This is a genomic window from Roseivirga ehrenbergii (assembly GCF_001593005.1).
GTDB classification, from domain to species: Bacteria; Bacteroidota; Bacteroidia; order Cytophagales; family Cyclobacteriaceae; genus Roseivirga; species Roseivirga ehrenbergii.
This window is the reverse complement of the sequence record NZ_LQZQ01000023.1, coordinates 148,454-175,332: the sequence shown is the minus strand read 5'-3', so window position 1 is coordinate 175,332 and position 26,879 is coordinate 148,454. Positions and strand designations below refer to the sequence as shown.

The 26,879-nt window shown below is 39.6% G+C and carries 31 protein-coding genes; 12 read left to right on the top strand and 19 right to left on the bottom strand.

From position 1 onward, the window contains the following. The gene (locus MB14_RS09860; RefSeq protein WP_062591388.1) at positions 1-936 is read left to right on the top strand and encodes a tetratricopeptide repeat protein; all 936 of its coding nucleotides are present in this window, start codon (positions 1-3) and stop codon (positions 934-936) included. Between the two features lie 74 nt (positions 937-1,010). Here the strand turns inward: MB14_RS09860 and MB14_RS09855 are convergent, their stop codons facing one another. From MB14_RS09855 to MB14_RS09810, 10 genes are all read right to left on the bottom strand, one after another. Then, on the bottom strand, positions 1,011-1,583 hold the full coding sequence (locus MB14_RS09855) for an OmpH/Skp family outer membrane protein (protein WP_084376035.1): 573 nt from the start codon (positions 1,581-1,583) through the stop codon (positions 1,011-1,013). A 24-nt stretch (positions 1,584-1,607) separates the two neighbouring features. Beyond that, positions 1,608-2,150: an OmpH/Skp family outer membrane protein gene (locus tag MB14_RS09850; protein WP_157716569.1), complete on the bottom strand. Its 543-nt coding sequence runs from the start codon at positions 2,148-2,150 to the stop codon at positions 1,608-1,610. A 1-nt stretch (position 2,151) separates the two neighbouring features. Beyond that, complete coding sequence (locus tag MB14_RS09845) at positions 2,152-4,815, bottom strand: BamA/OMP85 family outer membrane protein (protein WP_062591386.1); 2,664 nt, start codon at positions 4,813-4,815, stop codon at positions 2,152-2,154. A gap of 14 nt (positions 4,816-4,829) precedes the next feature. Further along, positions 4,830-5,561: an undecaprenyl pyrophosphate synthase gene (gene uppS / locus MB14_RS09840; protein ID WP_062591385.1), complete on the bottom strand. Its 732-nt coding sequence runs from the start codon at positions 5,559-5,561 to the stop codon at positions 4,830-4,832. Between the two features lie 81 nt (positions 5,562-5,642). Continuing rightward, positions 5,643-6,377, bottom strand: a complete 735-nt coding sequence (porG, locus tag MB14_RS09835; protein ID WP_062591384.1) for a type IX secretion system protein PorG — start codon at positions 6,375-6,377, stop codon at positions 5,643-5,645. Positions 6,378-6,418: 41 nt separating this feature from the next. Beyond that, positions 6,419-7,294, bottom strand: coding sequence for an NAD kinase (locus MB14_RS09830; protein ID WP_062591383.1), 876 nt, complete (start codon positions 7,292-7,294; stop codon positions 6,419-6,421). 6 nt (positions 7,295-7,300) lie between these two features. Then, on the bottom strand, positions 7,301-7,966 hold the full coding sequence (locus tag MB14_RS09825) for a CBS domain-containing protein (RefSeq protein ID WP_053222434.1): 666 nt from the start codon (positions 7,964-7,966) through the stop codon (positions 7,301-7,303). 93 nt (positions 7,967-8,059) lie between these two features. Next, positions 8,060-8,626 carry an anthranilate synthase component II gene (locus MB14_RS09820; RefSeq protein WP_062591382.1) on the bottom strand — a complete coding sequence of 189 codons (567 nt, stop codon included), beginning with the start codon at positions 8,624-8,626 and terminating at the stop codon, positions 8,060-8,062. After that, entirely contained in the window at positions 8,623-9,153 is a 531-nt protein-coding gene (locus MB14_RS09815; protein WP_132644131.1) for a CvpA family protein, read from the bottom strand. Before MB14_RS09815 ends, MB14_RS09820 begins: the two co-directional genes overlap by 4 nt. Positions 9,154-9,157: 4 nt before the next feature. Beyond that, positions 9,158-9,610, bottom strand: coding sequence for a GatB/YqeY domain-containing protein (locus MB14_RS09810; protein WP_062591380.1), 453 nt, complete (start codon positions 9,608-9,610; stop codon positions 9,158-9,160). Positions 9,611-9,676: 66 nt separating this feature from the next. On the opposite strand from MB14_RS09810, the gene MB14_RS09805 reads away from it, so the two are divergent. From MB14_RS09805 to MB14_RS09785, 5 genes are all read left to right on the top strand, one after another. Then, positions 9,677-10,390 carry a pyridoxine 5'-phosphate synthase gene (locus MB14_RS09805; RefSeq protein WP_062591379.1) on the top strand — a complete coding sequence of 238 codons (714 nt, stop codon included), beginning with the start codon at positions 9,677-9,679 and terminating at the stop codon, positions 10,388-10,390. Continuing rightward, the gene (locus MB14_RS09800; protein ID WP_062591378.1) at positions 10,390-11,157 is read left to right on the top strand and encodes an alpha/beta fold hydrolase; all 768 of its coding nucleotides are present in this window, start codon (positions 10,390-10,392) and stop codon (positions 11,155-11,157) included. Before MB14_RS09805 ends, MB14_RS09800 begins: the two co-directional genes overlap by 1 nt. Next, complete coding sequence (locus MB14_RS09795) at positions 11,150-11,860, top strand: SAM-dependent methyltransferase (RefSeq protein ID WP_062591377.1); 711 nt, start codon at positions 11,150-11,152, stop codon at positions 11,858-11,860. The genes MB14_RS09800 and MB14_RS09795 overlap by 8 nt, the downstream gene beginning before the upstream one ends. Before the next feature lie 79 nt (positions 11,861-11,939). Further along, the gene (metK, locus tag MB14_RS09790) at positions 11,940-13,193 is read left to right on the top strand and encodes a methionine adenosyltransferase (protein ID WP_062591376.1); all 1,254 of its coding nucleotides are present in this window, start codon (positions 11,940-11,942) and stop codon (positions 13,191-13,193) included. Positions 13,194-13,262: 69 nt separating this feature from the next. Then, a complete protein-coding gene (locus tag MB14_RS09785; RefSeq protein ID WP_062591375.1) occupies positions 13,263-13,742 on the top strand; it encodes a DinB family protein in 480 nt (159 codons plus the stop codon). A gap of 67 nt (positions 13,743-13,809) precedes the next feature. On the opposite strand, the gene MB14_RS09780 is transcribed toward MB14_RS09785, so the two are convergent. Both MB14_RS09780 and MB14_RS09775 read right to left on the bottom strand, forming a co-directional pair. Continuing rightward, complete coding sequence (locus MB14_RS09780; RefSeq protein WP_062591374.1) at positions 13,810-15,237, bottom strand: 4Fe-4S binding protein; 1,428 nt, start codon at positions 15,235-15,237, stop codon at positions 13,810-13,812. Positions 15,238-15,252: 15 nt separating this feature from the next. Continuing rightward, positions 15,253-16,587, bottom strand: a complete 1,335-nt coding sequence (locus tag MB14_RS09775) for an NAD(P)/FAD-dependent oxidoreductase (RefSeq protein ID WP_062591373.1) — start codon at positions 16,585-16,587, stop codon at positions 15,253-15,255. Between the two features lie 242 nt (positions 16,588-16,829). On the opposite strand from MB14_RS09775, the gene MB14_RS09770 reads away from it, so the two are divergent. Further along, the gene (locus MB14_RS09770) at positions 16,830-17,543 is read left to right on the top strand and encodes a head GIN domain-containing protein (protein ID WP_062591372.1); all 714 of its coding nucleotides are present in this window, start codon (positions 16,830-16,832) and stop codon (positions 17,541-17,543) included. Positions 17,544-17,629: 86 nt separating this feature from the next. Here the strand turns inward: MB14_RS09770 and meaB are convergent, their stop codons facing one another. After that, positions 17,630-18,622: a methylmalonyl Co-A mutase-associated GTPase MeaB gene (gene meaB, locus MB14_RS09765; RefSeq protein WP_062591371.1), complete on the bottom strand. Its 993-nt coding sequence runs from the start codon at positions 18,620-18,622 to the stop codon at positions 17,630-17,632. 83 nt (positions 18,623-18,705) lie between these two features. On the opposite strand from meaB, the gene MB14_RS09760 reads away from it, so the two are divergent. From MB14_RS09760 to MB14_RS09745, 4 genes are read left to right on the top strand one after another with little or no spacing between them, the layout of a single operon-like run. Then, entirely contained in the window at positions 18,706-19,200 is a 495-nt protein-coding gene (locus MB14_RS09760; protein WP_084376033.1) for a rhodanese-like domain-containing protein, read from the top strand. Positions 19,201-19,205: 5 nt separating this feature from the next. Further along, complete coding sequence (locus MB14_RS09755; protein ID WP_062591369.1) at positions 19,206-19,823, top strand: TIGR04282 family arsenosugar biosynthesis glycosyltransferase; 618 nt, start codon at positions 19,206-19,208, stop codon at positions 19,821-19,823. 2 nt (positions 19,824-19,825) lie between these two features. Next, a complete protein-coding gene (locus MB14_RS09750; RefSeq protein WP_062591368.1) occupies positions 19,826-20,659 on the top strand; it encodes a hypothetical protein in 834 nt (277 codons plus the stop codon). 32 nt (positions 20,660-20,691) lie between these two features. Beyond that, positions 20,692-21,519, top strand: coding sequence for an MOSC domain-containing protein (locus MB14_RS09745; RefSeq protein WP_062591367.1), 828 nt, complete (start codon positions 20,692-20,694; stop codon positions 21,517-21,519). Between the two features lie 4 nt (positions 21,520-21,523). Here the strand turns inward: MB14_RS09745 and MB14_RS18945 are convergent, their stop codons facing one another. The 6 genes from MB14_RS18945 to MB14_RS09720 form a co-directional block, all read right to left on the bottom strand. Continuing rightward, the gene (locus tag MB14_RS18945) at positions 21,524-21,688 is read right to left on the bottom strand and encodes a hypothetical protein (RefSeq protein WP_157716568.1); all 165 of its coding nucleotides are present in this window, start codon (positions 21,686-21,688) and stop codon (positions 21,524-21,526) included. A gap of 18 nt (positions 21,689-21,706) precedes the next feature. Next, complete coding sequence (locus MB14_RS09740; RefSeq protein ID WP_062591366.1) at positions 21,707-22,750, bottom strand: TolB-like 6-bladed beta-propeller domain-containing protein; 1,044 nt, start codon at positions 22,748-22,750, stop codon at positions 21,707-21,709. 168 nt (positions 22,751-22,918) lie between these two features. After that, positions 22,919-23,215: a ribosome hibernation-promoting factor, HPF/YfiA family gene (gene hpf / locus MB14_RS09735; RefSeq protein ID WP_053222273.1), complete on the bottom strand. Its 297-nt coding sequence runs from the start codon at positions 23,213-23,215 to the stop codon at positions 22,919-22,921. A gap of 25 nt (positions 23,216-23,240) precedes the next feature. Then, positions 23,241-24,122 carry a tyrosine-type recombinase/integrase gene (locus tag MB14_RS09730; RefSeq protein WP_062591365.1) on the bottom strand — a complete coding sequence of 294 codons (882 nt, stop codon included), beginning with the start codon at positions 24,120-24,122 and terminating at the stop codon, positions 23,241-23,243. Positions 24,123-24,187: 65 nt separating this feature from the next. Further along, entirely contained in the window at positions 24,188-24,382 is a 195-nt protein-coding gene (rpsU, locus tag MB14_RS09725) for a 30S ribosomal protein S21 (protein ID WP_053222271.1), read from the bottom strand. Positions 24,383-24,512: 130 nt separating this feature from the next. Further along, entirely contained in the window at positions 24,513-25,652 is a 1,140-nt protein-coding gene (locus MB14_RS09720; RefSeq protein WP_062591364.1) for an acyl-CoA dehydrogenase, read from the bottom strand. Between the two features lie 175 nt (positions 25,653-25,827). Between MB14_RS09720 and rfbB the strand changes: the two genes are divergently transcribed. Next, complete coding sequence (rfbB, locus tag MB14_RS09715) at positions 25,828-26,877, top strand: dTDP-glucose 4,6-dehydratase (RefSeq protein WP_062591451.1); 1,050 nt, start codon at positions 25,828-25,830, stop codon at positions 26,875-26,877. The last annotated feature ends 2 nt before the right edge of the window (positions 26,878-26,879 follow it).

Below are 26,879 nucleotides of genomic sequence, written 5' to 3'. Positions count from 1 at the left end.
ATGAAAGCCCACTTATCGATATTGCTATGCTGTACCGTGTTTTTCTTTGCTTGTTCAGGCGAAAAGACTGAAGAAAAGGAAGAAGTTCAAGCCTACGCTGTGGATGGCACTGCCCTTTACATTCCAGAAAGAAGTGAAAAGGCTACTTCAGCCTTGACTGCTAATTTAGAAGAAGCTCAAAAGAACTTTGATGACGACCCTAGCGAAATGAACACCATTTGGTTAGGAAGGCGTTGGGCGTATTTAACCAACTATAATAAAGCCATTGAGGTGTTTACAGCGGGAATTAATAAGTTTCCAAATTCTTATAAGCTTTATAGACATAGAGGTCATCGCTACATTAGTACACGCCAATTTGAAAAAGCTGAGGCTGATTATAAAAAAGCATTTGAGTTGATGGATAGGGAGAAAATTGAAGTTGAACCTGATGGTGCACCAAATAGCATGAACATTCCGCTTTCAAATACCCAATTCAACATTCTTTATCACTATGGGTTGGCGCTTTATCTCCAAGGTAAGTTTGAAGAAGCTACTGCTATTTATAAGGAATGCCTGAAATACAGTGTAAATGATGACTTACTAGTGGCCACTACGGATTGGCTTTATATGAGCCTTATGCGAGAAGGTAAAGCAGAAGAAGCCGCCACAGTACTTGAGCCGATTCATTCAGAAATGAACATTATCGAAAACGATAGTTATTATAAGCGTATTATGATGTACAAGGGGGAGCTGGCAAAAGAAGAGCTGCTCAGAACTGACCAAATGGATGTGGCGCTTAGCTTGGCTACTCAGGGTTACGGAATGGGAAATTGGTATTTATATAATGGAGACACGACCAAGGCGAAAGAAATCTTTCAAAAGGTAATTGAAACAGGCAATTGGCCTGCCTTTGGCTATGTGGCCGCTGAGGTCGATCTGTATAGATTGAAAGACTAGTTAAAAAGCTCATAGAACCAAAAAGGCCATCTCAATTCAATTGAGATGGCCTTTCATTTTGGGAGTGATATTTTTTAGTTACCTCCTGATTTTGCTGCTGGAGCTCCACCTTCAGGTGCAACAGGCATTGGAACGCCTAATTTTTCAAATACAGCTTTAGTAATGTTGTCTTCTTCTCTGGCTGCTAAAACGATTCCGCCAGTATCAGTACCTGCATTAAGGATCATACCGTAGCCTTTTTCTTTTCTAACCTCTTCAATGGCGTTTTGAACCTTTACATAAATTGGATTGAACAGATTGTTCGATTTATTGCTTAATGATTCGTCTGCTTTTTGAGAAAAGTTTGCAAAATCGGCTTGTAACTTTCTGATTTCAGCTTCTTTTTCCTGCATGGCCGTTGGTGCTGCAGTTCCTAATTGAGCCAATTGCTGATATTCTGCAATTTTAGTATCAATTGTTCTTTGTTTGCTCTCTACCTGACTGGCCAATTGTTTTTGATAGACTTGTAGGTCGGCATTGATTTGAGGAATTTCAGGCATACTAAATACAATAGCATCTATGCTTGTATAACCAACTTTAAATTCCTGGCTCCAGGCTGTCATTGCCATTAAAAACAATGATGTAGCGAGTAATAGTTTACGATTCATGACTTTAAGATTCAAATTAATGTTTTAGTTCTTCTTTTTTAATAACTCCAATTCCTCTAGCACAAACTCTGTGTAATCGTGTTCGGGGTTAGAGTAAATAATGCTCATGTCGGCAGCTTTATCAAGCATGTAGTCGAGGTTATGTTTTCTACAAACCACTTCTGTTGCTTCAAACATTTTTTGTCTGATGGGTCTTAACAATTCGTTTTGCTTTTTATATATAAGGCCATCATAACCAAAAAACTCTGTCGATTTATCTAGGGCTTCTTGTTCTTTAAGATCAATTTCTTTTTGTTTTTCCTTTATCATTTCAGGAGTAAACAAAATTTCTTTGGCCCTAAGCTCTGCCCTCATCTTCTCTGCTTCGTTTTGCAAACTCCGTACCACTTTGTCATATTCCTTGTGGAGATCTTCTATCTCCTTCTGTTTTTGGCTGTATTCAGGCATTTTAGATAAAATATACTCTGAATCTATGTGGCCAAACTTTTGTGCAAAGGCTTTATTTTGAGCGAGCACAAAGTTAGAAATTACGAAGAATAATACTATGGCAGGCGAAATTTTGTGCATGTTATCTGATTTGTTGACCAATAGTGAAGTGAATTTGAGAACCTCCATCAATTCCCAATTCTCTATCAGAATCAAAACCATATGCCCAGTCAAGACCTAGCAAGCCAAATGCAGGAAGGAATACTCTTGCTCCTACACCAGCCGATCTAAATAAATTTCTTGGAGAATACTCCGAGTAATTATTCCATGCATTACCCGCTTCACCAAAGCCCAACAGGTAAATTACAGAAGATGGCTTGAGCGATACAGGATACCTTAATTCAGCTACAAACTTATTAAAGATAAGTCCACCTCTAAAACCGGTTTGCGGATCTACTGGCACAATACTGTTATCATCATAACCTCTTAACGCAATAATGTCTTGTCCAATTATAAAGTTGTTTGCTCCATTTAATCCGTTACCCCCTAAGAAGAACCTTTCGAATGGCCCCGTATCGGTTTTGTTTCCGTAAGAACCAATGAACCCAAGGTGAGCCCTAGCGTTTAATACAAACTTGCTAGGAAGCTGTATAAAGAACGAAGCATCCATTAAAGTTTTGTTGTACTCAATAAATTGATAACGCTCTCTGGTGGTAAGGTTTGGACTGCCTTCTCCGCTAAACCTATCTAAGAATAATGAGTAAGGTGGTGTTAAGTTTATATTTAAAGAGAACTGAGAGCCACTAGTAGGGAACTGCGGACTATCAATGTTACTTCTTGAAATGGCAGTATTGAATGTAACACTATTGGCTTGACCAGTAGAGAAACCAAGTGTGTTGCCAAAATTAAATACATCGTAGAATTGGTAAGAAATACTATTGGAGAGCGTGAAAAAGTCATCTGGCCAACGAAGTTTTCTACCTAAACCAATGGTAAATCCAGAAGCCTTTAGGTATCCGTTTACATCAGAAGGATTGTAATAATCTGTAAAGGTTCTGTTTACTGTTCTATTAAAGCTTACACTGAAGTTGTTAGGCTTTTTTCCTCCAAGCCAAGGCTCAGAGAAAGTCATGTTATAGTTCTGGAAACGTCTACCATTAGATTGAATCTGTACGGAAAGTCGTTGTCCATCACCAGACGGATAAGGTCTCCACTTGCTCCAATCTCCAATGTTCTTAACCGAGAAATTGTTGAGTTGAAGCCCTACGGTACCTACGAAACCAAATGGACCACCGAAACCTCCTGAAAGCTGGATTTGATCTGATGATTTTTCAACAAGGCTGAATTCAATATCTACAGTGCCATCTCCGTTGTTCGGAATTGGCTTTGGATTGATTTGCTCAGGGTCGAAATAACCTAGCTGAGCCAGCTCTCTCGTGGTTCTAATTAATTCTTTTCTACTGAATTTTTGTCCTGGCAGGGTTCTGATTTCTCTTAACACTACATGGTCACTTGTTCTATCATTTCCTGTAAGAATAATTCTTTTAATAGTGGCTTGTTCCCCTTCATACATCCTCATTTCAAGGTCTATGGAGTCATTGTCAGCCCTTACTTCAACCACTTCTAACCTAAAGAACAAATACCCATCATCCATGTAGAGTGAGTTGATATCATCTCCGGTTTGCCCGTCAAAAGAGGTTCTAGCTTCTATTCGCTCTCTATTGTAAACATCACCTTTTTTGATGCCTAAAAGGTCCGATAACTCGGAAGAAGTGTATTTGTAATTACCTGTCCAGTCAATATCTCTGATGTAGTACTTATTTCCTTCATCTATTTCAATGTTAAGGTCAATATAATCATCGTCTACTTTTTTAATGGAACTACCAACGATGGTCGCATCTCTGTAACCTTTTGTATTGTAGAAAGCAATCAACGCATCTTTGTCTGCTTCAAATTCTGATTGAATGAACTTCGAGCTTTGAAGGAAGTTGAGCTTAACGTTGTCATTTATAAAAGATTTAAACCTTGACTCGCTTACAGAATAGGTTGAGTCCATATAGTTTGAGACCGTCTTAGGGCTGGTCTTAAATATTTGGTCGAAAAGTCTTGCTACAAGCCAGAAGCGTGGTTTTTCATTGGTTTTCTTTAAAGGCTTCTTTAGTCGTTGATCTGAAAAAGAGTTGTTGCCTTCGAATTCAATTTTATTGATTCTAACCTTCGACATTTTATCCACTATAAAGGTCAATTGAGCACCTTTATTGCCGAGCGAATCGGCCTCTTGAAGTGTTTTTACATTGGCATTTAAATAGCCTTTTTCTACATAATATTTTCGAATAATGTTTTCACTGTTTTTAATCAGTGGAGCACTAGCTACCTTACCAATTACGCCAATTTGTTCTTTTAAGTCTGATTTTTGGGAAGAGTTAATGCCTTCAATTTCGAATTTTGTAATTCTTGGTCGTTCTGTGATTCTAAACTCTAAAAAGGCTCTATCTCCTTCAATTTTGGTGAGCCAAATCTGAACATCAGCGATAATGCCTTGCTTCCATAATTTTTTGATGGCATCGGAAATTTCGTTTCCGGGAATACCAATTTTATCGCCTACTTTAATGCCCACTAGGCCTGTAAGGGCTCTTTCCTCTATGGTGCTGAGGCCAGTGTATTGTACCTCTGCAATTTCAAAAACCCTTGGGTTTGTATAGTCAATTTGAACACCTTCTGCCGTATTCACACCATATCTCACCTGCCCTTTAACTTGCGTTAAACCACATATGCTAATGACCAGAAGTAAAAATATTTTCTTCATTCCCAAGGTTAATTCTATATCTGTTCGCTCGTTTTACCGAACCTTCTTTCTCTTGTTTGGTACGAGACAATTGCCTCATACAAATGCTCTCTTCTAAAGTCTGGCCAAAGCGTATCCGTGATAAAAAACTCGGTATAGGCCATTTGCCATAATAGAAAATTACTTATTCTTTGTTCGCCACTTGTTCTAATCAACAACTCTGGATCAGGAATCCCCGATGTCGACAAATGGTTTTCAATTACTTCACCTGTAATGTTTTCAGCTTTTAATGCTCCTGTTTCGCATTTAGCGGCAATCTGCTTCATTGCATTGGTAATATCCCATTTACCACTATAACTCAAAGCCAACACTAAAGTCATTCTCTTGTTCTTCGAGGTGGTTTCCATTGCTTGTGCCAATTCGCGCTGGCAGGATTCCGGTAAACTTGCAATGTCACCAATAGCCGTTAATTTAATGTCATTATCCATCAAGGTTTTTATTTCCTTGTTGATGGTGGCTACCAATAACTGCATTAGGGCGTTAACTTCTAGTTTAGGCCTGTTCCAATTTTCAGTTGAAAATGCGTATAGGGTAAGGTATTCAATGCCCAATTCTGCACAACCTTCGGTAGTATCTCTTACCGCTTTGATGGCATTCTTGTGACCAAAAACACGGGCTGCACCTTGGCTTTTTGCCCAACGGCCGTTACCATCCATGATTACGGCTATGTGTTTTGGAAGTGAGTCGAGCTTAATTTTGTTCTTCATTGTATCTGCTTCGCGAAAAAGCGAGTGCGAAGGTACGAAAATGGTTATTGTTTTTAAACCCTAATTGATTCTTTATCAGAGCTATCTAAATTTGCCTTGCGGACACACGATTTTATAGAGTGTATAGCTTATGGATATTGACGTGAAGAACATCCAATCGTCATCATTAGGATTGCCCCCTCTGTAATCTTTAATCGAAGGAGTGTCTACAGAAACATTATCCAATGTGTCTGAATTTGTTTTGATTGCGCTGGTTGATGCTGCTAATGTCCACCTTCTATCAATTCTGTATTTAAGCCCTATACCTATGGGCAGTTTTAAGTTCAATCCAGAATCATAAGAAGTTCCAGAACCATCTTCTCCCGTATATTTATAGGCGCCAAGGCCAAACAAAATATAAGGGGTCCAAAACTGTTGTAGCTTTTCGTCTCGATAATCGAGGAAGTTATACTCCCAAAGAAAATCAACGTTAAAAAAACGACCTTTAAATGAAGCCTTTCTGTTTGCTGAAAACACGTCAAATGCTTCGCTATCTACACCTTTGAGTTTTCCATATCCCGCTGAAATGCGGGTATTAAAACCATTATTAAGGTGTTTCTTAACAAAGAACTGTGCTCCTAAAGTTGAATTTCCAAAATCATATGTGCGGGCTACATCGCCAAGGTAGTTATAAGCCCCTAGCTCAAAACCCACCTCAGAGTCTTGCGCTTTCGCACTGAAAGTTGACAGCAGAAATGCTGCTATCAAGAATGATTTCTTCAAAAACTTAGGTAATACAGTTTTATCCGTATGATATGCTCGCAAGCTAGATAACATTGTGATTTCGTTTCAAAAATGGCCAGTTAAATATTGTTAATTCAATTTCTGGCGTCTACCCCCCAATTCAACTTTTGTCGCAAGGTATCAAAATAGCTGTTATGATCGAACCTTACCAGCTTTGCCTCAAACGACTCCCTCTTAACGGATATTTTTACTTTATCGTCTACACTACACGACCTTGAGTCTAAAGACACCATAAAACGATTGGTTCTACCTTCAATCTCAAAGGTAATTTCGCTTTGGTCCGAAACAATGATTGGCCGAACATTTAGGTTATGCGGTGAAACTGGGGTAAGAATAAAGTTCTTCAACCTTGGGTGAACCAATGGCCCTCCGCAACTCAATGAATACCCCGTTGAACCTGTTGGGGTTGAAACGATTAATCCATCGGCCCAATAGGCGTTTAAGTATTCTCCATCTACATAGGTATGCACCACAATCATAGATGAGGTTTCTTTTTTGACGATGGTAAATTCGTTCAGCCCAAAATTGAAAGGAGCAAAAAGTTCCTCATTTGAATCTACATGAATTAATGACCTGCTTTCGACATTGAAATTGCCAGAAACTAATGCGTTAACCGCATTGTTAATTTCACCACGCGGGGTAGTGGCTAAAAAACCGAGTCTACCTAGGTTGATACCCACAATGGGTGTTTCGTATTCTGCGGTATAAGCAATTGTGTCGAGCATAGTACCGTCACCTCCCAAACTCAAAACAAAGTCGATATCAGAGAGGTCGTCACCAGGCAGGAGAATTCTACTTGGGTTAGCACTTAGCTTTACTTTTTTTAGCTGTTTTTCAAAATCTTTCGACATCGAAATGTCAATCGACTTTTCGCTTAAAACCTGAAGTAAATCTTTAACACAATCAATGGCTTCGGGTGTAATGCTTTTTCCGTGGAGGGCAATTTTCATAGGCTGTTAAATGTTGAGGTATTTCATCAACATGTCATAACGGTCTTGGTCGTTCGATTTGATTTCAATTTCTTGAAATTTACCAATTACTTTATATCCAAAACGTTCGATGGAAGCACTGATGTGCGAAATATCTGGCTTATTTACTTTTAAAGTAAGCTTAATTCTTGAGGCATCCATGTAATCGTTGGTAACACAGCTACTCAAAATTTTGGCGTTTTCGCCTTCAACAATTCTGCTGATTTCGGCTAATGAATAGTCTCTATAATTCATAGAAACAATGAGAATTGCCCCTGGTTCTTGAACAGCCATTGATTGAGCAAAACTGCTAATGGTGTCTTCTATGGTTACCACACCCAAGAAATTTCCGTTTCTCCCAATAATTGAAACCAGTTGAACTTCATGCTCATGGGCCATTTTAATGACATCGTAAAAATGCTGGTCTTCAAAAATAAAGCAGTCCTCTGCAAACAAATCGTATTCACTAATGGGCCGAGTAGCATCATTATTTTCTAGGATCACTTCTTCGGAAATAAAGCCTAAGAACTTTCCTTTCTCTACTACAGGCAACTGGTTTGTGCGTAATTCTTCCATCCAAATAATGGCCTTATTGCCATCATCGGTTAATTTTAAGGGTGGAATCAAATAATTTATCAGTTCTGCTGCGGTCATGCTGCCTTTGTTTAAACCTTTTAAATACAAGGCTAATTTCTACTAATTGCCCAATACGTTAAAAGGTTGTGTAACCAGTTTTCAACTTGTGATTTAAACAATATTATAAAAACTCACCCAATTTTTAAGCATTTCTAATCCGTATTGGGTCAAAATAGCTTCGGGGTGAAATTGTATTCCAGCTACTTTCAATTCAACATTTTCAAAGGCCATTAGCTCTCCATTTTCTGTATAAGCAATGGGAGAAAGGCTTTTAGGTAAATTTTGAAGTACTAATGAATGATAACGCACAACGTTAAATTCATTGGGTAAATCGTTGAATATAATTGCTTCTGTGGTTTTAATACTAGAAATCTTACCATGCATTGGGTAATTGGCTTTTACCAAAGAAGCTCCCAAATATTGACCTATGGCTTGGTGTCCCAAACAAATTCCAAGCATTGGTATTTGACCAATTTTGCTTTTGACCACGTCCATTAATATACCAGCTTTTTCTGGCTTTTCTGGCCCAGGAGATAGAACAATAGCCGAATACTTACTAAAATTAATGCTTTCAATAGAAACGTTGTTTCTAATCACCTCGGCTTCAATCTTAAGTTGGCCAAAGTAATCCACCAGGTTATAGGTGAAAGAATCGAAGTTATCTAAAATGAGTATCAAGTGATTTGAGGCGAAACCATTTCTTTGATAGAATCCAGCATTTCTTCGGCAAAGGGCAATACTACATTTAGGGCTTCAATCAGGTTGGGGCCAAGTTTTACTAAATAAGGATAAAGCACCAAATCTTCGTCTTGCCCCGGTAGTTCAATGCCAAAACTGTTGGTAAGCCAAAGGAGAATACTTAAGCCAATGGCCCATTTGGCAATGCCTACAATGGCGCCAGCAAATTTGTCTACTCCTCCTAGCAGTGTCATATCCACTACTTTCTTCATTAGTTTTCCAATCATATTCACCAACAGAATAATGGCTAGAAAAATAACTAAGAAGGAAATAAATGGAAGAAGGTGATCCATGCCTTCTATGTGCTCTTGCAAATAGGAAATGCCAATTTCCATAAGCTTGAAACCACCAATAATCGCCAGAATAAAGGCCAATATTCCGATGATTTCTAAGAGTAACCCTTTTCTAAAACCCATTACCGCCCCGAAAACAAGCGGTATTAATAGTATGATGTCAAGGGTTTTCAATGAATTAGGCTGTCAGTAATTGCTTTACTAAAGTTGAAATGGTTTTGCCATCCGCTTTTCCAGCTAGGGCTTTGGTGGCTGCGCCCATTACTTTACCCATGTCTTGAGGGCCAGTAGCGCCTACTTGAGCAATAATTTTCTGAAGCTCAGCTTTTACTTCTTCTTCGCTAAGTTGTTTTGGTAAATATTTTTCGATTACCTCAACTTCGGCCATTTCAATGGCATAAAGATCTTCTCTATTTTGCTCTTTATATATTTGAGCAGAATCTCTTCTTTGCTTTACCGCTTTTATTAAGAGCTTCATTTCAGCATCTTCAGAAACTCCTTCGGTATTTCCTTTTTCAGTTTCCGCTAAAAGAATCATCGATTTGATTGCTCTCAAGGCTTTCAAGTCATCTTTACGCTTCTCAAGCATTGCACTTTTAATATCTACGTCAATCTGTTGTTTTAGGCTCATCTCAAAATTTTTACGATCAATGAAATCATTAACTTGCGGGCAAAGTTATGCAAATAAAAATATTCCATGACTAAGCTTAGTGTCAACATCAACAAGATAGCCACAATTCGGAACGCCCGTGGCGGAAATAACCCCAATGTAGTTCAAGTAGCAATTGATTGCGAACGCTTTGGTGCTCAAGGGGTTACGGTACACCCTCGCCCAGATGAACGTCATATTACCAGACAGGATGTTTACGATTTGAAGAAAGTAGTAACTACTGAATTCAATATTGAGGGATATCCTGATGAGCGTTTTATGAAAATGGTAAAAGAAGTGAAGCCAGAACAGGCCACGCTAGTACCTGATCCTCCAGGGGTTCTTACTTCCAATGCCGGTTGGGATACCGTTGCTCATGAAGAGTTTTTGAAAGAAGTGATTTCGGAACTAAAAGCGGCTGGGATCCGTGTTTCGATTTTCGTAGCGCCAGAAATTGATATGATTGAAGGAGCTGCCAAAGTAGGCACTGACCGTGTTGAGCTTTATACCGAAATGTATGCTTCTGCTTATGAAAGGGATAAAGTAAAAGCCATTGCTGATTATAAATTGGCTGCAGCAAGAGCAAAAGAATTAGGCCTTGGAATTAACGCTGGCCACGATTTAGATTTAAAGAATTTGGCCTACTTGAAACAAGAAATTCCTTTTATGGATGAGGTTTCCATTGGGCATGCCTTGGTTTGCGATGCGCTATACTTTGGTTTAGAAAATACTATTCAACTTTATTTAAGAGAATTAAGATAATGCAAGAACTCTATTTTAGAGAATTGGGAGAGGGGAAGCCATTAATCATCCTTCATGGCCTATTAGGTACATCAGACAACTGGCTTACATTGGGTAAAAAGTATGCTGAGCATTTTAAAGTATACATCCTAGACCAGCGGAATCACGGTCAGTCTTTTCATGACGATGAGTTTTCTTATCCTGCAATGGCAGAGGATTTACTCAACTTTATGAACAATCATAATATTGAGAAAGCTCATATTCTTGGTCATTCAATGGGAGGTAAGGTGGCCATGACATTCGCTACCGAGCACCCAAATCGAGTAGATAAGTTGATTGTAGCCGATATTGGCCCGCAATCCTATCCGCCACATCACACCCTTATTTTTAAAGGTTTGTTTTCACTAGATCTTCCCAATTTGAGTTCTAGAAAAGAAGCAGATGAAAAGCTGGCGGAATATATTCCAGAGTTTGGAGTGCGTCAGTTTTTGCTTAAAAACTTAGCGAGGAATAACGATGCATTTGAGTGGAAAATGAACTTAGATGTAATTGCGAAAGAAATTGATAAAGTGGGCTTGGGCCTAAACCATAATGCTGAATATAAGGGAAGCACTTTATTTGTTCGAGGTGGAAAGTCGGATTATATAAAGGATTCTGACTTAAACTTAATTCATTCCATTTTTAAGGATAGTAAAATCGAAACGATTGAAGGCGTAGGTCATTGGCTGCATGCCGAAAAGCCAGAAGAATTTTTGAATCTCACCTTAGATTATTTGCAAAATGGGTAGTGGACAAGTTTTTATGATTCCGAATGTGATTTCGGCAGATACCCAGCAAGCGGTTATTCCCGAACAAGTGCGCGAGGCCATTCTTAAATGCGACCTGTTTTATGTAGAAGATTTAAGAACTGCTAGAAGATACCTTAGTTCGTTAAGGCTTGGTTTAGTAATTGAAGAGCTTCAGTTTGAAATTTTAAACAAGAAAACCTCTTTCGAAGATTGTTTCGAACTGATACAGCCCGCGCTTTCAGGAAAAAACATTGGAGTGATATCAGAGTCTGGCTGTCCTGGCGTGGCAGATCCTGGCGCTCGTTTGGTACACATGGCACATCAGTTTGGGGTGAAGGTAAACCCTTTGGTTGGGCCTTCTTCGATACTTTTGGCCTTAATGGCAAGCGGTTTCAACGGTCAATCATTTACCTTTCATGGCTACTTGCCTATCGACAGAAAAGAAAGACAGCAGGCCATTAGAGATTTGGAAAAAGAGTCTAATTCGAAAAATGTCACCCAAATTTTCATGGATACGCCATATCGAAACGAGGCTTTATTGACAGACATCCTAAAAGTGGCGAAAAAGGAAACTTTCTTATGTGTAGCCAAGGATATTTCAGGAGCAACAGAGCATATTGTTTCCAAATCAGTAGGTAAATGGAAAGCTTCAGACATTGACATGAAGAAGACTCCAGCTATCTTTCTGCTTTACAGTAGTTAGTATTACAAACATTTGTTTTCATAATAGAATCAAAAGCCTAATTTTGGCCTCCAATATTTCAAGAAATAAAGATTAATATATGTCATATCTATTTACCTCTGAGTCAGTTTCCGAAGGGCACCCTGATAAAGTCTCTGATCAAATTTCCGATGCACTCATCGATAACTTCTTGGCTTTCGATCCTGATTCAAAAGTGGCTTGTGAAACCTTAGTGACTACTGGTCAAGTGATTTTGGCAGGTGAGGTAAAGTCTAAAACTTACCTTGACGTTCAGAGAATTGCTAGAGACGTAATTGAGAGAATTGGTTATACAAAAGCTGAATATCAGTTCGATAGCAAGTCTTGTGGTGTGCTTTCAGCCATTCACGAGCAGTCTCAAGACATTAATCAAGGAGTTGACAGAGCGAGCAAAGAAGAGCAAGGCGCTGGTGACCAAGGTATGATGTTCGGTTATGCTACTAAAGAGACTGAAAACTACATGCCTTTAGCATTAGATCTTTCTCATAAAATTCTTCAAGAATTAGCAGACCTAAGAAGAGAATGTAAGGAAATTCCTTACCTAAGACCAGACGCAAAATCTCAGGTTACAATTGAATATTCTGACGATAATGTGCCGTTGAGAATTGACAGTATTGTTGTTTCAACTCAGCACGATGATTTTGCTGGAGACGAAGAAATGTTGGCAACTATCCGCAAGGACATCATCAATATTTTGATTCCAAGAGTGATGGCGAAATTGCCAGCCAATCTTCAGGCGTTATTCAATGACCAGATCAAATACCACATTAACCCAACAGGTAAGTTTGTAATTGGTGGGCCACACGGTGATACTGGTTTAACAGGAAGAAAAATTATTGTAGATACTTACGGTGGAAAAGGCGCTCACGGTGGAGGTGCTTTCTCGGGTAAAGATCCTTCAAAAGTAGACCGTTCTGCAGCTTACGCTACAAGGCATATCGCTAAAAACTTAGTGGCTGCAGGTGTAGCTGATGAGGTTTTAGTACAGGTTTCTTATGCTATTGGAGTAGTTGAGCCAATGGGTATTTTCATCTCTACTTACGGAACTGCTCATGTAGATATGACCGATGGTGAGATTGCTAAAAAAGTATCTGAAGTGTTCGATATGCGTCCTTATGCAATTGAAACTAGGTTGAAATTGAGAAACCCAATGTATCTTGAAACTGCGGCTTATGGCCATATGGGTAGAAAGAACGAAATAGTAAAGAAAAGTTTCATTGGGTCAGATGGGCAATCACACGAGAAAGAAGTGGAATTATTTACTTGGGAAAAATTAGATTATCAAGATCAAGTAAAGGCAGCTTTCGGGCTTTAAGCTTTACTTTTATAAATATTAACCCAAAGCCCGGTTCATTGAATCGGGCTTTTTATTTAACTAGCAGCTATGGAACATAATTTAAGGGAAACGATTCTTTCCGCCTTTGAGCGCTTTATGATGATGCCCGAAAACGAAGCCAATTTAAGGCTCGGTGCTGGCAAATGGTCGATTCAAGAAATTGTGGGGCATATGATCGACTCGGCTGCGAATAACCATGCGCGAATTGTGAAAGCACAATCTACGGATGACTTGATTTTTGAAGGTTATGACCAAGTAGCCTGGGTAGAAAATCAAAATTATGCTGGTGCGCAATGGCATGATTTGATCATTCTTTGGAGACAATACAACCTCCATATCGATTTCATTATCAGCCAAATTCCTGATAAGATATTAAAGAAGGAAAGGCTTAATCATAACCTCGATAAGATTGCTTGGAAACCTGTTCCAGCAGATCAACCTACAACGCTTGAATATTTCATCAATGATTATATCAAGCACTTGAAACATCATCTGGGTCAGATTGAGGAGATTATCTCTAACACCTGAGATAACAAAAAAGGAATTGTCAACCTATTTGATAATTCCTTTTTTGTTAAGTGATGATGCTATTCTGTTAATCTGAAATTTTCACGCTTTCATTGCCAATAATAATTGGAGGTAAATCGTACCGCTTTTCTTCTGGACCATTTTCTAATTTCAGAACTCCTCTAGGGCAAACAGCAGAACAAACCCCGCAGCCCACGCAGCTCGCGCGAACAATATTTTGCCCTTTCTGAGCATAAGCCCTCACATCAATTCCTTGCTCACAATAAGTAGAGCAGTTTCCGCAAGAAATGCACTGACCACCATTGGTCGTAATTCTAAACCTTGATTTAAAACGTTGAATAATTCCCATATAACCTGCCATTGGGCAACCAAAACGACACCAAACGCGGTTGCCAAGCATGGGGTAAAAGCCAACTCCGATAATTCCTGAGAAAATAGCTCCGATAAAGAAACCATAAGGTTTTTGGAATTTAGAATAGATATCGAGCCCAAAAACGGAGCTGGCACCAGTAAAATATCCATAGAGCGTAACGGCTGTCATAACAAAAACAAAAACCATTACGCTATGAATAAGCCAGCGCTCGAGTGTCCAAGCGCTTAACTTTTTTGAGGAAAGGTGACGGAAAGGGTCTCCTGCAGTTTCGGCCAAACCGCCACAACCACAGACCCAAGAGCAGTACCAACGCTTACCAATCAAGTAGGTCAAAATAGGGGTGCCGATTAAGAACAAGCCAATTCCAACAACTAAATAAATCATTCCGAAAGGCTGATAGGCCTTTTCTTGCATAGCGTCTAAATGGTAGCTATAAAAGAAGTCGTAATCGAGTGGCCAAACGTTTTTAATGTCAGTGTCATAATAGCCAACATATTCGCCAGCAGTGGTAGTCACATCGTTATAATTAAGGGCCGCTAAAATTTCAGGAATAGTATAGGCAAAAACCAGTTGCGCAATCATCACCGAAATGGTTCTGATAAGTTGATAACGACTATGTCGATATTTGAAAATGAACTTCATTCCCAAAGCCAAAATAGCGATGGTATAAAGGGTTCCATACATAAACCATTGGCTGGCAGGGCGGCCTTTTATGGCCATACTTAAGGGATCGAACAGCGCTACTAAGCCTTGGTTTTCACCGTTCTGAACAAAACCTACATAACCAGGAAACCAATACAACAGGATATAAAAGCCAGTAAGTAAAATCCCGACCGCCCAAGCGAAAGCACCTCTGCTGGTCAATGAGAAGTGCCAAATACCATTGTTCTTAATTCCTTCGGGTTGCTTTAAATAGCTTCGGGCGCCATAAACTGTGGTTCCGCCAATCATGGAAATGATGGCGATGGGCATAAATACCGAAGCATCTAAGGCTACATTGGCCCAAGCCGCCAGCAGTATAAGTACTCCAAAGCAGGCGACCACTAAGGCTATTTTCTGGATTACATCTGTATCTTCTGGATGTGGATTCGAAATGGATAAATTCGGTTCTGTAGTCGACATTATTGTTTGATTGAATTATGATACAAAGTCTAAAATACGTTTCCAGCTTTTCTTTTTTAGCTGAATGTTTTTGCCGTTTTCACGGTTGAATTGAGCGATGATTTCGGCCTCATATGTTTTATAAAGCTCTGGATCGAAGTTGGCGTCCTTTAAGTGCTCGAGCACGTAATCAACTGTTCTTCCCTCTTTAAACCATTTATCAAAAGCGTGGTGCCGAAGTCTAAAGCCTAGATTGTTTACACCCAATAGTTTACCCGTAGACTTATCCCAGCGTAACCTAAGGCAGATTTTTCCATTCTTGTGCTCCCAGTAAAAGTCGTTTTCGTTGTCTTTCGCTTTAGCCCAAACCCAACCGTAGGTCTGATATTCTATGTCTAAGAATTTAGCAGAGTTGAACCAATGCCCAGGTTCATATTTGGTTGGTTTATCGCATAATGTTCTGGCGAGTGCTTCACCCATCATTCGGCCCGTATACCAAACTTGTTCTATGTTTTTTCTTTCTCCATTTGGTTCTAAAAATTCAGCACAATCGCCAAGTGCATAGACATCATCAATATTGGTTTTAAGGAATGGATCAACCAAAACGCCTCTTTTTGTTTCAATTCCTGAACCTTTTAAAAGTCCAATGTTTGGAGAAACACCAGCGGTGAGCCCAACAAATTCACATTTGATAGTTTCACCTGTTCCGGTAATAATAGATTTGACACGGCCATTTTCGTCCGAAACGATTTCTTTTAATTCGGTCGCCAGTCGTAGGTCTATATGATGTTCTTTGATGTGGCGGTTGATCATTTGAGATTCACCGTTTGGTAGAACGTTGTCCCAAAAGCTTTCTTCCCTCACTAAAAAAGTAACTGGAATATTTCTGGAGCGAAGCATTTCAGCCATTTCAATACCAATTAAGCCTCCTCCCACAATGACTGCTCTGGAAATATTCTTCGTATTGGCTTCCATGCTTTCCAAATCCTGATAGCTGTAGAGCCCTTGTACGCCTTCCAAATCTTGCCCTGGCCAGCCAAATTTATTTGGTTTAGAGCCTGTGGCAATCACCAATTTATCATAAGGCATAGTTTCACCATCCGAAAAATGGAGAGTTTTACCCTCAGTGTCTACCTTTTCTACAAAGGCGCGTTTTAGGTCAATTCTGTTTTTTTTCCAAAACCAATCTTCATAAGGTTTGGTGTGTTCGTATTTCATATGGCCCATGTAAATGTACATCAGCGCAGTTCTGGAAAAGAAATGGTCGGTTTCGGCAGAAATCACAGTGATTTTATGATCACTAAGTTTACGGACGTGCCGAGCCGTAGTAATGCCCGAAATGCCGTTTCCTATAATTACAATGTTATGCATAGCTGGATGATAATACCCAAGTTGAGGCTTTTAGTTGCCCGAACATGTCGTTTTTATGACGGTATTGCAAACTCTTATCATTTGAGTTTCCGCTTCTGCTGAATTTAAGGAATAAATACCGCATGTCTAACCATGGCCTTGCTAAATGAGTGAACATATTTATCTTGAACCGTTATTCGTGATGGGTCGTGCAACCTTTTACATTGGGAGCCATCTTTAGGCCAGATTTAAGTTTTAAGCATATGAAAACATTAATAAGAATTTCGAGACCCACTTTACTTGCCGCTGTTATGGTAATGTTTGCCATGACCGCCTTTGGGCAAGCCAAGCAGAAGAGAGAAATATCTGGCGTTAGAGAGTTGAGCGTAAGCAATGCTTTTGCAGTTGAAATTCGAGTTGGAAATCAGGAGTCTTTAGAAATAGAGATTGATGAGGACTACATGGATGATGTAATCACAGAAGTAAGAGGAGGCCGATTGACCATCAAAATGAGAGACCAATCGGGCCGTAGAGGCTACAGAATGAGAGAAACCCCAAGGGCTTATCTTACTGTGAAGTCGCTCGAATCAATTTCTGCCAGTGGTGCGGTTTCCATTAAAACCATGCAGACTTTAGAAAGCAGTAAAATGAGCATTGATCTTTCTGGAGCTTCATCTCTAAACTTAGATTTAGATGTGAATGATTTGAACCTAGAAGTTTCTGGTTCATGCGTAATCAACTTAAAAGGTAGGGCCGACAGACAAACTGTTAGAATTACTGGTGCGTCCACTTACAGCGCTTATGATCTTCAGAATAGAATTGCAGACTTACGTGTTTCTGGTGCCAGCAATGCAAGGGTCAATGTTTCTGAAAGGTTAGAAGCCAATGTTTCTGGAGCCTCTAGCGTTCGTTACCGCGGAAATGCTTCGGTAGACTCAGATACCTCTGGTGCCTCAAGTATTAGAAAAGGAGAATGATATTTTTGGACGTTGCTCCATTAAAATCATATAGATTCCGAGAACTCGGAACAGAATGATAAAAAGTCCCCTTCGAAGGGGACTTTTTATTTCCCCTTAAATTTTTGAATTAGTTGCCTGGCTGCGTTTAGCGCAGGCAAAGACCCCTCTTTGACGGCTTTGGTAATTTCAGGAAGACTGCTTTTTACGGCATCGTTGGTGTAAAATTCCTGTTCCAATAAGGCACTAATATTTTCCTTCATCCAGTTCAAATTCTGAGCCTTTCGGTTGGTATCAAAATAACCATTGGTTTGGGTGTGACGAACGTATTTCTCCATCATCTCCCAAATTTCAGACAAGCCAGTGTTTTGTAATGCAGAACAGGTTTTTACTTCGGGAATCCAACCCGATTCTGACGCAGGGAACAAATGAAGTGCATTCTGGTATTCAACTTTGGCCCTTTTTGCGGCTTTTATATTATCGCCATCGGCTTTATTAATTATGACCGCATCGGCCATTTCCATAATGCCTTTTTTTATCCCTTGCAGCTCATCACCTGCTCCTGCAAGCATGAGCAAGAGGAAGAAATCCACCATGCCGTGGACCAAAGTTTCTGACTGACCAACACCCACAGTTTCAATAAAAATAACATCGAAACCAGCGGCTTCGCAAAGCAACATGGCCTCTCTGGTTTTTCCACTTACACCACCAAGCGCAGTGCCCGATGCCGATGGACGGATAAAGGCTTTAGGGTTTCTGGCCAAAGCTTCCATTCTCGTCTTATCACCCAAAATACTCCCTTTGCTCAGTTGGCTACTTGGATCGATGGTGAGCACGGCTAAGTTTTTGCCTTGTTGTGTAAGGTATTCACCAAAGGATTCGATGAAAGTGCTCTTTCCAACACCGGGAACTCCTGTAATACCAATGCGAATGGCTTTGCCCGCATGCGGAATAAGGTTCTCCAACAATGCTTGCGCCAGCGCTATATCCGATGGTAAATTACTTTCCACCAAAGTAATGGCACGGCTCAAAACCAGGCGATCGGAATTTAAAATTCCGTCCGTATAGGCTTTTACACTTAGTCTTTTTGATCTCAACATCTTCAGTACCCAAAGTAATAATTATTTAACTTGGCCAAACATGATTGTCGAACAAACCGATCAAATATCCTTAAGGAAACTCAATGGCATTTAAAAAACTTGGAAAACGGATGCTGCTTTGGCCATTAGGGCTTCTGTTGCTGCTGACGACAATTCTCTACTTTACACCGCAAACGGCACGTTTATTCTACCCTAAAGAGGTTTTAAACATTAGCCCAGTAGAGGCGAAGAACTTAATTCAATCCCAAAAGCTACTGATCTTGGATGTTCGCGAACAGTCGGAATATGAAGTCAGTCATTTGTCGGGAGCCAAACGTTTTACACCAGAAGTGTTGAAAAACATTGAACTCGACACCGATATTTTGGTGTATTGTACCGTAGGGGTTCGAAGTGCTAATTTGGCAAAGGAACTTCAGGCTCAAGGTTTTTTGAATGTGCATAACATTGATTTGGGAATTGTAAACTGGAAAAACGAAGGTTTTGAAGTGGTAGACGATAAAGAACAGACCACCGAAAAAGTACATGTGTATAAGGGCATATTTGGTCTTTGGTTGAAAAAAGGAGAAGCGGTTAAGTAAGATTTATGGGAAAAGCATTACTCATCATTTTTGTTAAAAACCCAGTGTTGGGAAGGGCAAAAACCCGCTTGGCCGCTACGGTAGGAGAAGAAGCTGCTTTGGCGATTTATAAACGTTTGCTGGAGCGTACTAAATCAATAACCCAACCCTTGGCGGTTGATAAAACAGTGTTTTACGATCAGGCTTTGGGCGAAAATGACTTATGGTCCGCGGAAGGTTTTTCTAAAGACTTACAGTCCAATGGTGACTTAGGTGAAAAAATGTTAGCTGCGGTTCAATCGGCTTTTCAACAGGGCTATGAAAGAATTTGCGTCATTGGTAGCGACTGCTATGACTTAACTACTGAAATCTTAGAACAAGCTTTTTCTGCCCTCGAAAAGCATGATGCTGTGATTGGTGGAGCCGTGGATGGTGGCTATTACCTGATTGGAATGAATCGCTTGATTACTGATGTATTTCAAAACAAGAAATGGAGTACCGAAGAGGTTTTTCCTTCTACCATTCAAGATTTTAAGAATAAAGGGCTTTCATATTTTGAACTCCCTGTTTTAAATGATGTTGATACCGAAGAAGACTTGGGCGATTGGGCCCAGGATATTTTGAAAGAACATAAAAAGGCGTAATCATGAAAGCTATTATCAATTTACTGTTGCTCGTTTTTATCAGTACGGCTTGCAGCACTCCACAAGATTCAGTTCAAGACCAATATGCACCTAACGAGCATTTCGACCAAAATTGGGCGATGGATAAACTGTGGGAAGATGGCTTGGCCGAAGTGGCACATTACCGTGCAGAAATGAATATTTATGGAAAAACCAGAAGCTTCGATCAGGTTTTCATTACCGTAAAAGAAGAGTTTAACAAGGAGTGGAATGTAAAGACAGATGATTACCAGAGAGAAGATCTTTTTAGCGTGATGAAGGTGAATAAGTTTGCTAGAATTGAAACCGATAATTATCCTTACCATTATCTCAGCAGCCTTTTCTTCAAAAGAGATCAACCCGACCAATTGCATAAAATGACGCATACGGGCCAGGAATGGTGCGGCAATACCTTCAAACAGTTTTTAATCGAAGGGACTAATTACGCATATGATTACAACAGTTATTTTGATGGAACCGGTGATGGTGAAATGGGAATTAGCGGGACTGATTTTTTATGGGAAGACCAGTTGAGTTATGCGCTCAGGGCTTTAAAGTTTGAAGATGGATTAACCTTCGAGAACAAGGTGGTCGAAAGTCAAATCAATACAAAAGTACGAACGCCAACCATTTATAATGCTCAGTTTTCTGTAGTGGATAAAAGTGATTCTTGGCAAGTGGAGGCAAAGCTTGATGCAGAAAAAACCAACGTTTACTTATTTGAAAAGGACTATCCGAATTTGCTGATTTCTCAAAATTCTTGGAATGGCTACAAACTTGAACTTGATTCTGTAAGCCGATATCAATATTGGAGGTAAACTTTTAACTTGGGGCCTCAAAGCTAAAAGTCATGTCGAACCTGATTATTACCGCACTTTATATTTACCCAATTAAGTCATTGGCGGGTATTGAAGTAGCCAAAGCCAAAGTCGAAAGCCGTGGTTTCCAAAACGACCGAAGGTTCATGTTGGTGGATGAAAACAACCAATTCATTACCCAGCGCAAATACGCTAAAATGGCCTTGCTTCAGCCAGAATTGACTGCTTCAGAAATTATAGTTCGGCACAAAACAGAAGCGGTAAGCCCGCTTAGAATTAGTTTGGACGAACCCAATACCGCTCCCGAAATGGTAACCATTTGGGACGATACCTGCCCCGCAAAACCTGTGAGCCCCGAAGCAGACGAATGGTTCAGTACTGTTTTAGGAATGAAGTGCAGACTCATGTACATGCACGATGATTCCATCCGTCAAGCTGATCAGCGGTATGCCATTAACGAAACCGATAAAGTGAGTTTTGCGGATGGTTATCCTTACCTCATGATTAGTGAGGAATCATTGGCTCAATTGAATGGGAAGCTTGATGAACCAATGGACATGAGAAGGTTCCGGCCGAGTATTGTTTTTATGGGAGGAAAGGCTCACGAGGAAGATGAGATAAGAAAAGTGTTTTGTAATGGTATTGAAATGTATGGTGTAAAGCCCTGCGCCCGTTGCGTGATGACCACCGTAAATCCTGATACTTCTGAAAAAGGCAAAGAACCACTAAAAACCCTCAGCTCTTATCGTCAGGTTGGCAACAAAATCCTTTTTGGAGAGAACTTTATCGCCACTAGCGAGGGAGAATTAAAGGTGGGTTATTTGCTCAAGGTGTTAGAGAGGAAAGCTTCATCTTTATAAGCTATTAAGTTTCCTTCTTCGCTATCTTTTTAACCAAAAACTCGCCTATCCCTCCACCCACAAGCGCTGCAATAAGAATAAATAAGCCTTCGGTTAAGTTGTACTGTTTAAGAAAGTATCCAGCAAAAACGAGTAGTAATATTAAGGGAATTGAGAATTTAAGTTTCATAAGCGGAAATAGTATCTCTTAATTTAACGGGTAAGTATAAATGTTATAAGGCTCTTCATCTGGAAAACACACATAAAACTGTTTGTGTATTTTGTCATAAGCAAAAGAGCCAATTCTACTATTAACTTCTAAAGTATACTGTTCTAAAGGGTTTCCATCCCAATCGAATACCTGTATCTTACCTTCATCTGGGCCTTTTTTTAGAGCATAAATTTTATTTTCAACTTCTACCAATGAAGAAGAATGGCGTATTATCCCTGTTGGAAGAGATTGAATTCCAGGAGGGGGCAACAGGTTTTCCCTTGGGCTGATAATTGTGGAGCGGATATAATTTCCTTTCAAATCAAAGAAGTTCAATTCATCTAAGTAGGTGGGGGCTGCAACGAATCTGTTTCTCTTTTTATTGATAACAACCGAAGACTGAAAGATCATGAATTTTGTATAGTCCTTCATTTCTACATCTAATTCAGGAATAAAAGGGATATATGTTGTATCCTTTGAACTAGAGTTAAGAATAACAAATCTCCCACCGGTTTCAGGGTTGGCTAAAAAGAGAGAGTGATCAATATGATGTAAAGTCACGGTGACACTGTTTAAATCGGGTGCGCGCTCTTGCGTAATGGCATTATCGCTGCCTTCAATTACTTTTAGAATATTTACTTTAGAGATTCGGTAAGTGCCTAGGTCGTATAGTGTTACTACGGGCGAATTATTCTCTTTATCGTAGGAAATTTGCTTCAATATATCTGGCATTTCAAATTCATTTGGACCCGAACCCTGAGTGCCAATTTCTCCAAGAAGCTTATGGTTGTTTGTACTGTATATTTTTATGAAGGGCGCTTCTCTTTTTTGAACCACTAAAAATGTATCAACCACAACAAGGTTTGCCCAAGTAGTGGTGAGCATAATTTCCTTTGCAGGCTTGCCAGAAAGTATTGCTGTTTTAGGGAATTCTTTGACGATTATATCTTGATTAGTGGTATCACTACCAGAAGAACTACAACTGGCGAAAATGAAAATGGATAATAGGAGACAGAAGCAGGTTTTGAGTTTTAGTGACATAGTTGACCAGTTAATTTCAGATAAATGTCAGTGACATTTTATTATTTACACAGAAAAAGTAGGATCAATATAGGTATATGGACTTATTTTATTCTCAAAACGACAATAAAAAATGAGCTGCCTTTTTACAAAAGCAGCTCATTCGATTTAATGAATTCTTATCTATTCTTAGTGCGCCAAAGATTTTTCTTTGTGCTTTTTGATTTGTCTGCGTAAGGCTTCTGTACAATGGTCGGTTGCGGCCTCGAACGAACCGTTGGTTTTTTCAGCAAAAAGCTGGTCACCCGGAACGTTTAATTTAATCTCAACCGTTTTGTTTTCAATCCCCTCATTATTCACTCTTAAAATGACTTCTGCATCAATAGTTCGGTCGTAAAAGGTATCTAGTTTATCTAATTTTTTCTGAATGAAGTCGATCAACTTCTGATCTGCATCGAAGTGAACTGATTGAATCTGTACTTTCATAATCGTAATGTTTAAGGGTTAAAACTTAAGCTTTAGGGTGCGCCTGATCAAAAATTGATTTCAGTTTTTCAAGCGAATTATGTGTGTATACTTGCGTTGCCGCCAAGCTGCTGTGCCCTAAAAGATCTTTCACAGCATTAAGGTCTGCCCCTTTGTTTAGAAGGTGCGTGGCAAATGTATGTCGCAAAGCATGGGGACTTTTCTTCTCGGTAGAAGAAACCATGTCCAGAAAATTATTTACTATTCTGTAAACCATCATCGGGTATGCCTTGTCTCCTTTGTTGTTTACGAGTAAAAACGCATTTGGATTGCCTCCGAACACATGATTTTTCTCAGCTTTATACTGAGCAATGAGTGATAGGAGTGGTGCAGCTATGGGTATTACACGCTCTTTGTTTCTCTTACCCAATACTTTAAGCGCGCTTTCGTAATGATTTATATCGGAATCTTTGAGCCCAATTAATTCCGATAATCTTATGCCTGTTCCGTAAAGTAATTCGATGATTAGCTTTTGTCTCAGTCCTTCAAAGTCATGAGTAAATTCGAATCGGTCTAAAAGGTTGACCAATTCTTTTTCATCGGCAAAGCTGGGTAAGTCTTTTTGGGTTTTGAGTAAGCGAACTTTGGCAGTTGGGTCTTTTTCAATTTCGCCTCGCTTTATTAAGAATTTGTAATAAGACCTAAGACTGGCAATTTTTCGGTTTACCGTACGGGGCGAAGTGCCAGCGTCCATTAATGATAACACCCAAGAACGCACCATTATTTGAGTGGCCAAACTTAGGTCACTGCATTTAAATTGTTCCGAAATGTAATTTGTGAATTGTGCGAGATCTGATTGATAGGAAATAACAGTATGCTTACTGTATCTTTTCTCGAACGATATGTATTTGAAGAATGAATCAACCATGTTAGCACTGTGCTTTCGCAAACAGTACTAACATAGTGATTAAATATGATTAGAAAAAGTAAGCCTTAGTAGTTTTCGTTGGCGTACATTTTTTCTTTGTAAGCTGCTTTGATCTTCTGAGCTCTGTTAGCAACTGAAGGTTTTTCGTAAGCTTGTCTTGCTCTTAGTTCTTTCAAAACACCAGTTCTTTCAAACTTCTTTTTGAACCTTTTTAGAGCCCTGTCGATAGATTCGTTTTCTTTTACGTTAATAATAATCATAATCCTTGAAACACCTCCCTTCAATTTGGACTGCAAAAGTAGGGGTTTTATTTTTCTAAACCACTGATTTCCACAAAAAAGGACAGCTATTCGGCTATCCTTCCCTATTCTTTTTCAAATTATGGGTTGCTTACTTCAAGATTGACCGAGAAATTACCAGTTTTTGAATTTCTGAAGTACCCTCGCCAATCGTGCAAAGTTTCGAATCACGATAATATTTTTCTACTGGATAATCTTTGGTGTAACCATATCCGCCAAAGATTTGCACCGCTTCGTTAGAGAATTCTACCGCACATTCAGAGGCATAGTACTTTGCCATAGCCGATTCTTTGGTAACGCTTTTTCCGTTATTCTTTAGTTCAGCGGCTCTAAAAGTGAGAAGTTTAGCAGCTTCTAGCTTTGTGGCCATATCCGATAACTTGAAGGAAATGCCTTGAAAGTTGAAAATCGGTTGGTTGAACTGCTCTCTTTCTTGAGAGTATTTTAGTGCTGCTTCAAAAGCTCCTTCGGCAATACCTAAACTTAGTGCAGCAATCGAGATTCTACCTCCGTCCAAAACTTTCATGGATTGAATAAAGCCTTGACCCACTTCGCCCAAAACGTTTTCTTCAGGAATTCGGCAATCTTCAAAAATCATTTCTGCCGTTTCTGAGCTACGCATACCCAGTTTGTCTTCTTTTTTTCCGCCATTAAAACCAGGAGTTCCCCTCTCTACCACAAAAGCGGTCATTCCATGAGAATCGCCCACTTCGCCAGTACGAACAATCACTACAGTAATATCGCTGCTTTTACCATGTGTAATCCAGTTTTTAGTACCGTTAATTACCCACTCGTTGCCGTCTTTTTTTGCAGTGGTTTTCATGTTTCCTGCGTCTGAACCCGTGTTTGGTTCAGTTAAACCCCAAGAGCCAATCCATTCGGCAGTAGCCAATTTTGGCAACCATTTTTTCTTTTGCTCTTCATTACCAAACTGTAGAATATGCCCCGTGCACAGAGAGTTGTGCGCGGCCATCGAAAGGCCAACTCCAGGATCTAGTTTGGTCAGTTCCATTATGGCTGTTATGTATTCGTCATAGCCAAAGCCAGATCCACCGTATTCTTGAGGAACAATTACGCCCATAAGGCCGAGTTCGCCCAACTTCTTCATTACATCTACAGGGAAGGTTTGGTCATCGTCCCATTTATTTCTAAAAGGAGTTATTTCTTTCTCTCCAAAATCCTTGATCATGCTGGCGATCATGGTTTGGTTTTCATTTAGCTCAAAATCCATGGTTGTTATTATTTTCTGAAAATTACGCAATTTCGTTAACCGAACAAACGATCGTTAGGTAAATTGATTGTCGAAGATTAATGTTCATTTAACCATTGAAGTGAAAACCCTGTCGAATGTGAAGGGGTTGGATAAGGGCAATCTGTTATCTTTGAACATGTTCAATACGGAAAACATGAATAAGATTTTAATTACAGGCGGAGCAGGTTTTATTGGAAGCCATTTGGTTAGGCTTTTTGTAAAGAAGTATCCGAATTATTCCATTTATAATTTGGATGCACTTACCTATGCAGGTAACCTCGAAAACCTGAAGGATATTGAGAATGAAGCCAATTATACCTTTCTAAAAGGAGATATTAATGATGCTGATTTCTTAGATGGTATTTTTAAAGAGCATCAGTTTGATGCGGTGATTCATTTAGCAGCAGAATCTCATGTGGACCGTTCAATTACCGACCCATTGGCCTTTGTGAAAACGAATGTAATAGGCACAGTAAATCTTTTGAATGCAGCCAAAAACACCTGGGCCGGAAGCTTCGAAAGCAAACTTTTCTACCATGTTTCTACAGATGAGGTATATGGTTCATTAGGCGAAACGGGTTATTTCTTGGAGACGACCCCTTACGAACCACAATCGCCCTATTCAGCCTCTAAGGCAAGCTCAGACCATTTTGTGAGGGCTTATGCGAATACTTACAAAATGCCGATTGTGGTTTCGAACTGTTCCAATAACTACGGTCCTTTTCAGTTTCCAGAAAAGCTTTTGCCTTTGTGCATCAATAATATAAAAAACAATAAAGCTTTGCCTATTTATGGTAAAGGCGAAAATATTAGAGATTGGCTATTTGTAGAAGATCACGCCAAGGCCATCGATATGATTTTCCATAACGGAAATGAAGGCGAAACCTATAACATTGGGGGTTTTAATGAGTGGAAGAACATTGACATTGTGAAACTGCTTTGCAAAGTAATGGACAAGAAATTGGGCAGAGCGGAAGGTACTTCTGAAAAGTTAATTACCTACGTAACCGACAGGGCCGGCCATGACATGCGCTACGCCATTGATGCCAGTAAGATTAAAGAAGAATTGGGTTGGGAACCTTCCTTACAATTTGAAGAAGGAATGGAGAAAACCGTAGATTGGTATCTTGCGAATGAGGCTTGGCTGAACAACGTAACTTCAGGACAGTATCAGTCATATTATAGTAACCAGTACAAAGACTAATT

Coding starts and splice junctions, on each gene's coding strand:
- MB14_RS09850 (WP_157716569.1), bottom strand. CDS start 2,150: ATGCACAAAATTTCGCCTGCCATAGTATTATTCTTCGTAATTTCTAAC.
- uppS (WP_062591385.1), bottom strand. CDS start 5,561: ATGAAGAACAAAATTAAGCTCGACTCACTTCCAAAACACATAGCCGTA.
- MB14_RS09740 (WP_062591366.1), bottom strand. CDS start 22,750: ATGTCACTAAAACTCAAAACCTGCTTCTGTCTCCTATTATCCATTTTC.
- MB14_RS09770 (WP_062591372.1), top strand. CDS start 16,830: ATGAAAACATTAATAAGAATTTCGAGACCCACTTTACTTGCCGCTGTT.
- MB14_RS09830 (WP_062591383.1), bottom strand. CDS start 7,294: ATGAAAATTGCCCTCCACGGAAAAAGCATTACACCCGAAGCCATTGAT.
- MB14_RS09795 (WP_062591377.1), top strand. CDS start 11,150: ATGGGTAGTGGACAAGTTTTTATGATTCCGAATGTGATTTCGGCAGAT.
- MB14_RS09750 (WP_062591368.1), top strand. CDS start 19,826: ATGAAAGCTATTATCAATTTACTGTTGCTCGTTTTTATCAGTACGGCT.
- MB14_RS09780 (WP_062591374.1), bottom strand. CDS start 15,237: ATGTCGACTACAGAACCGAATTTATCCATTTCGAATCCACATCCAGAA.
- MB14_RS09755 (WP_062591369.1), top strand. CDS start 19,206: ATGGGAAAAGCATTACTCATCATTTTTGTTAAAAACCCAGTGTTGGGA.
- rfbB (WP_062591451.1), top strand. CDS start 25,828: ATGAATAAGATTTTAATTACAGGCGGAGCAGGTTTTATTGGAAGCCAT.
- MB14_RS09825 (WP_053222434.1), bottom strand. CDS start 7,966: ATGACCGCAGCAGAACTGATAAATTATTTGATTCCACCCTTAAAATTA.
- MB14_RS09760 (WP_084376033.1), top strand. CDS start 18,706: ATGGCATTTAAAAAACTTGGAAAACGGATGCTGCTTTGGCCATTAGGG.
- MB14_RS09800 (WP_062591378.1), top strand. CDS start 10,390: ATGCAAGAACTCTATTTTAGAGAATTGGGAGAGGGGAAGCCATTAATC.
- MB14_RS09805 (WP_062591379.1), top strand. CDS start 9,677: ATGACTAAGCTTAGTGTCAACATCAACAAGATAGCCACAATTCGGAAC.
- MB14_RS09860 (WP_062591388.1), top strand. CDS start 1: ATGAAAGCCCACTTATCGATATTGCTATGCTGTACCGTGTTTTTCTTT.
- MB14_RS18945 (WP_157716568.1), bottom strand. CDS start 21,688: ATGAAACTTAAATTCTCAATTCCCTTAATATTACTACTCGTTTTTGCT.
- MB14_RS09730 (WP_062591365.1), bottom strand. CDS start 24,122: ATGGTTGATTCATTCTTCAAATACATATCGTTCGAGAAAAGATACAGT.
- MB14_RS09775 (WP_062591373.1), bottom strand. CDS start 16,587: ATGCATAACATTGTAATTATAGGAAACGGCATTTCGGGCATTACTACG.
- MB14_RS09855 (WP_084376035.1), bottom strand. CDS start 1,583: ATGAATCGTAAACTATTACTCGCTACATCATTGTTTTTAATGGCAATG.
- MB14_RS09845 (WP_062591386.1), bottom strand. CDS start 4,815: ATGAAGAAAATATTTTTACTTCTGGTCATTAGCATATGTGGTTTAACG.
- MB14_RS09745 (WP_062591367.1), top strand. CDS start 20,692: ATGTCGAACCTGATTATTACCGCACTTTATATTTACCCAATTAAGTCA.
- meaB (WP_062591371.1), bottom strand. CDS start 18,622: ATGTTGAGATCAAAAAGACTAAGTGTAAAAGCCTATACGGACGGAATT.
- metK (WP_062591376.1), top strand. CDS start 11,940: ATGTCATATCTATTTACCTCTGAGTCAGTTTCCGAAGGGCACCCTGAT.
- rpsU (WP_053222271.1), bottom strand. CDS start 24,382: ATGATTATTATTAACGTAAAAGAAAACGAATCTATCGACAGGGCTCTA.
- MB14_RS09810 (WP_062591380.1), bottom strand. CDS start 9,610: ATGAGCCTAAAACAACAGATTGACGTAGATATTAAAAGTGCAATGCTT.
- porG (WP_062591384.1), bottom strand. CDS start 6,377: ATGTTATCTAGCTTGCGAGCATATCATACGGATAAAACTGTATTACCT.
- hpf (WP_053222273.1), bottom strand. CDS start 23,215: ATGAAAGTACAGATTCAATCAGTTCACTTCGATGCAGATCAGAAGTTG.
- MB14_RS09720 (WP_062591364.1), bottom strand. CDS start 25,652: ATGGATTTTGAGCTAAATGAAAACCAAACCATGATCGCCAGCATGATC.
- MB14_RS09785 (WP_062591375.1), top strand. CDS start 13,263: ATGGAACATAATTTAAGGGAAACGATTCTTTCCGCCTTTGAGCGCTTT.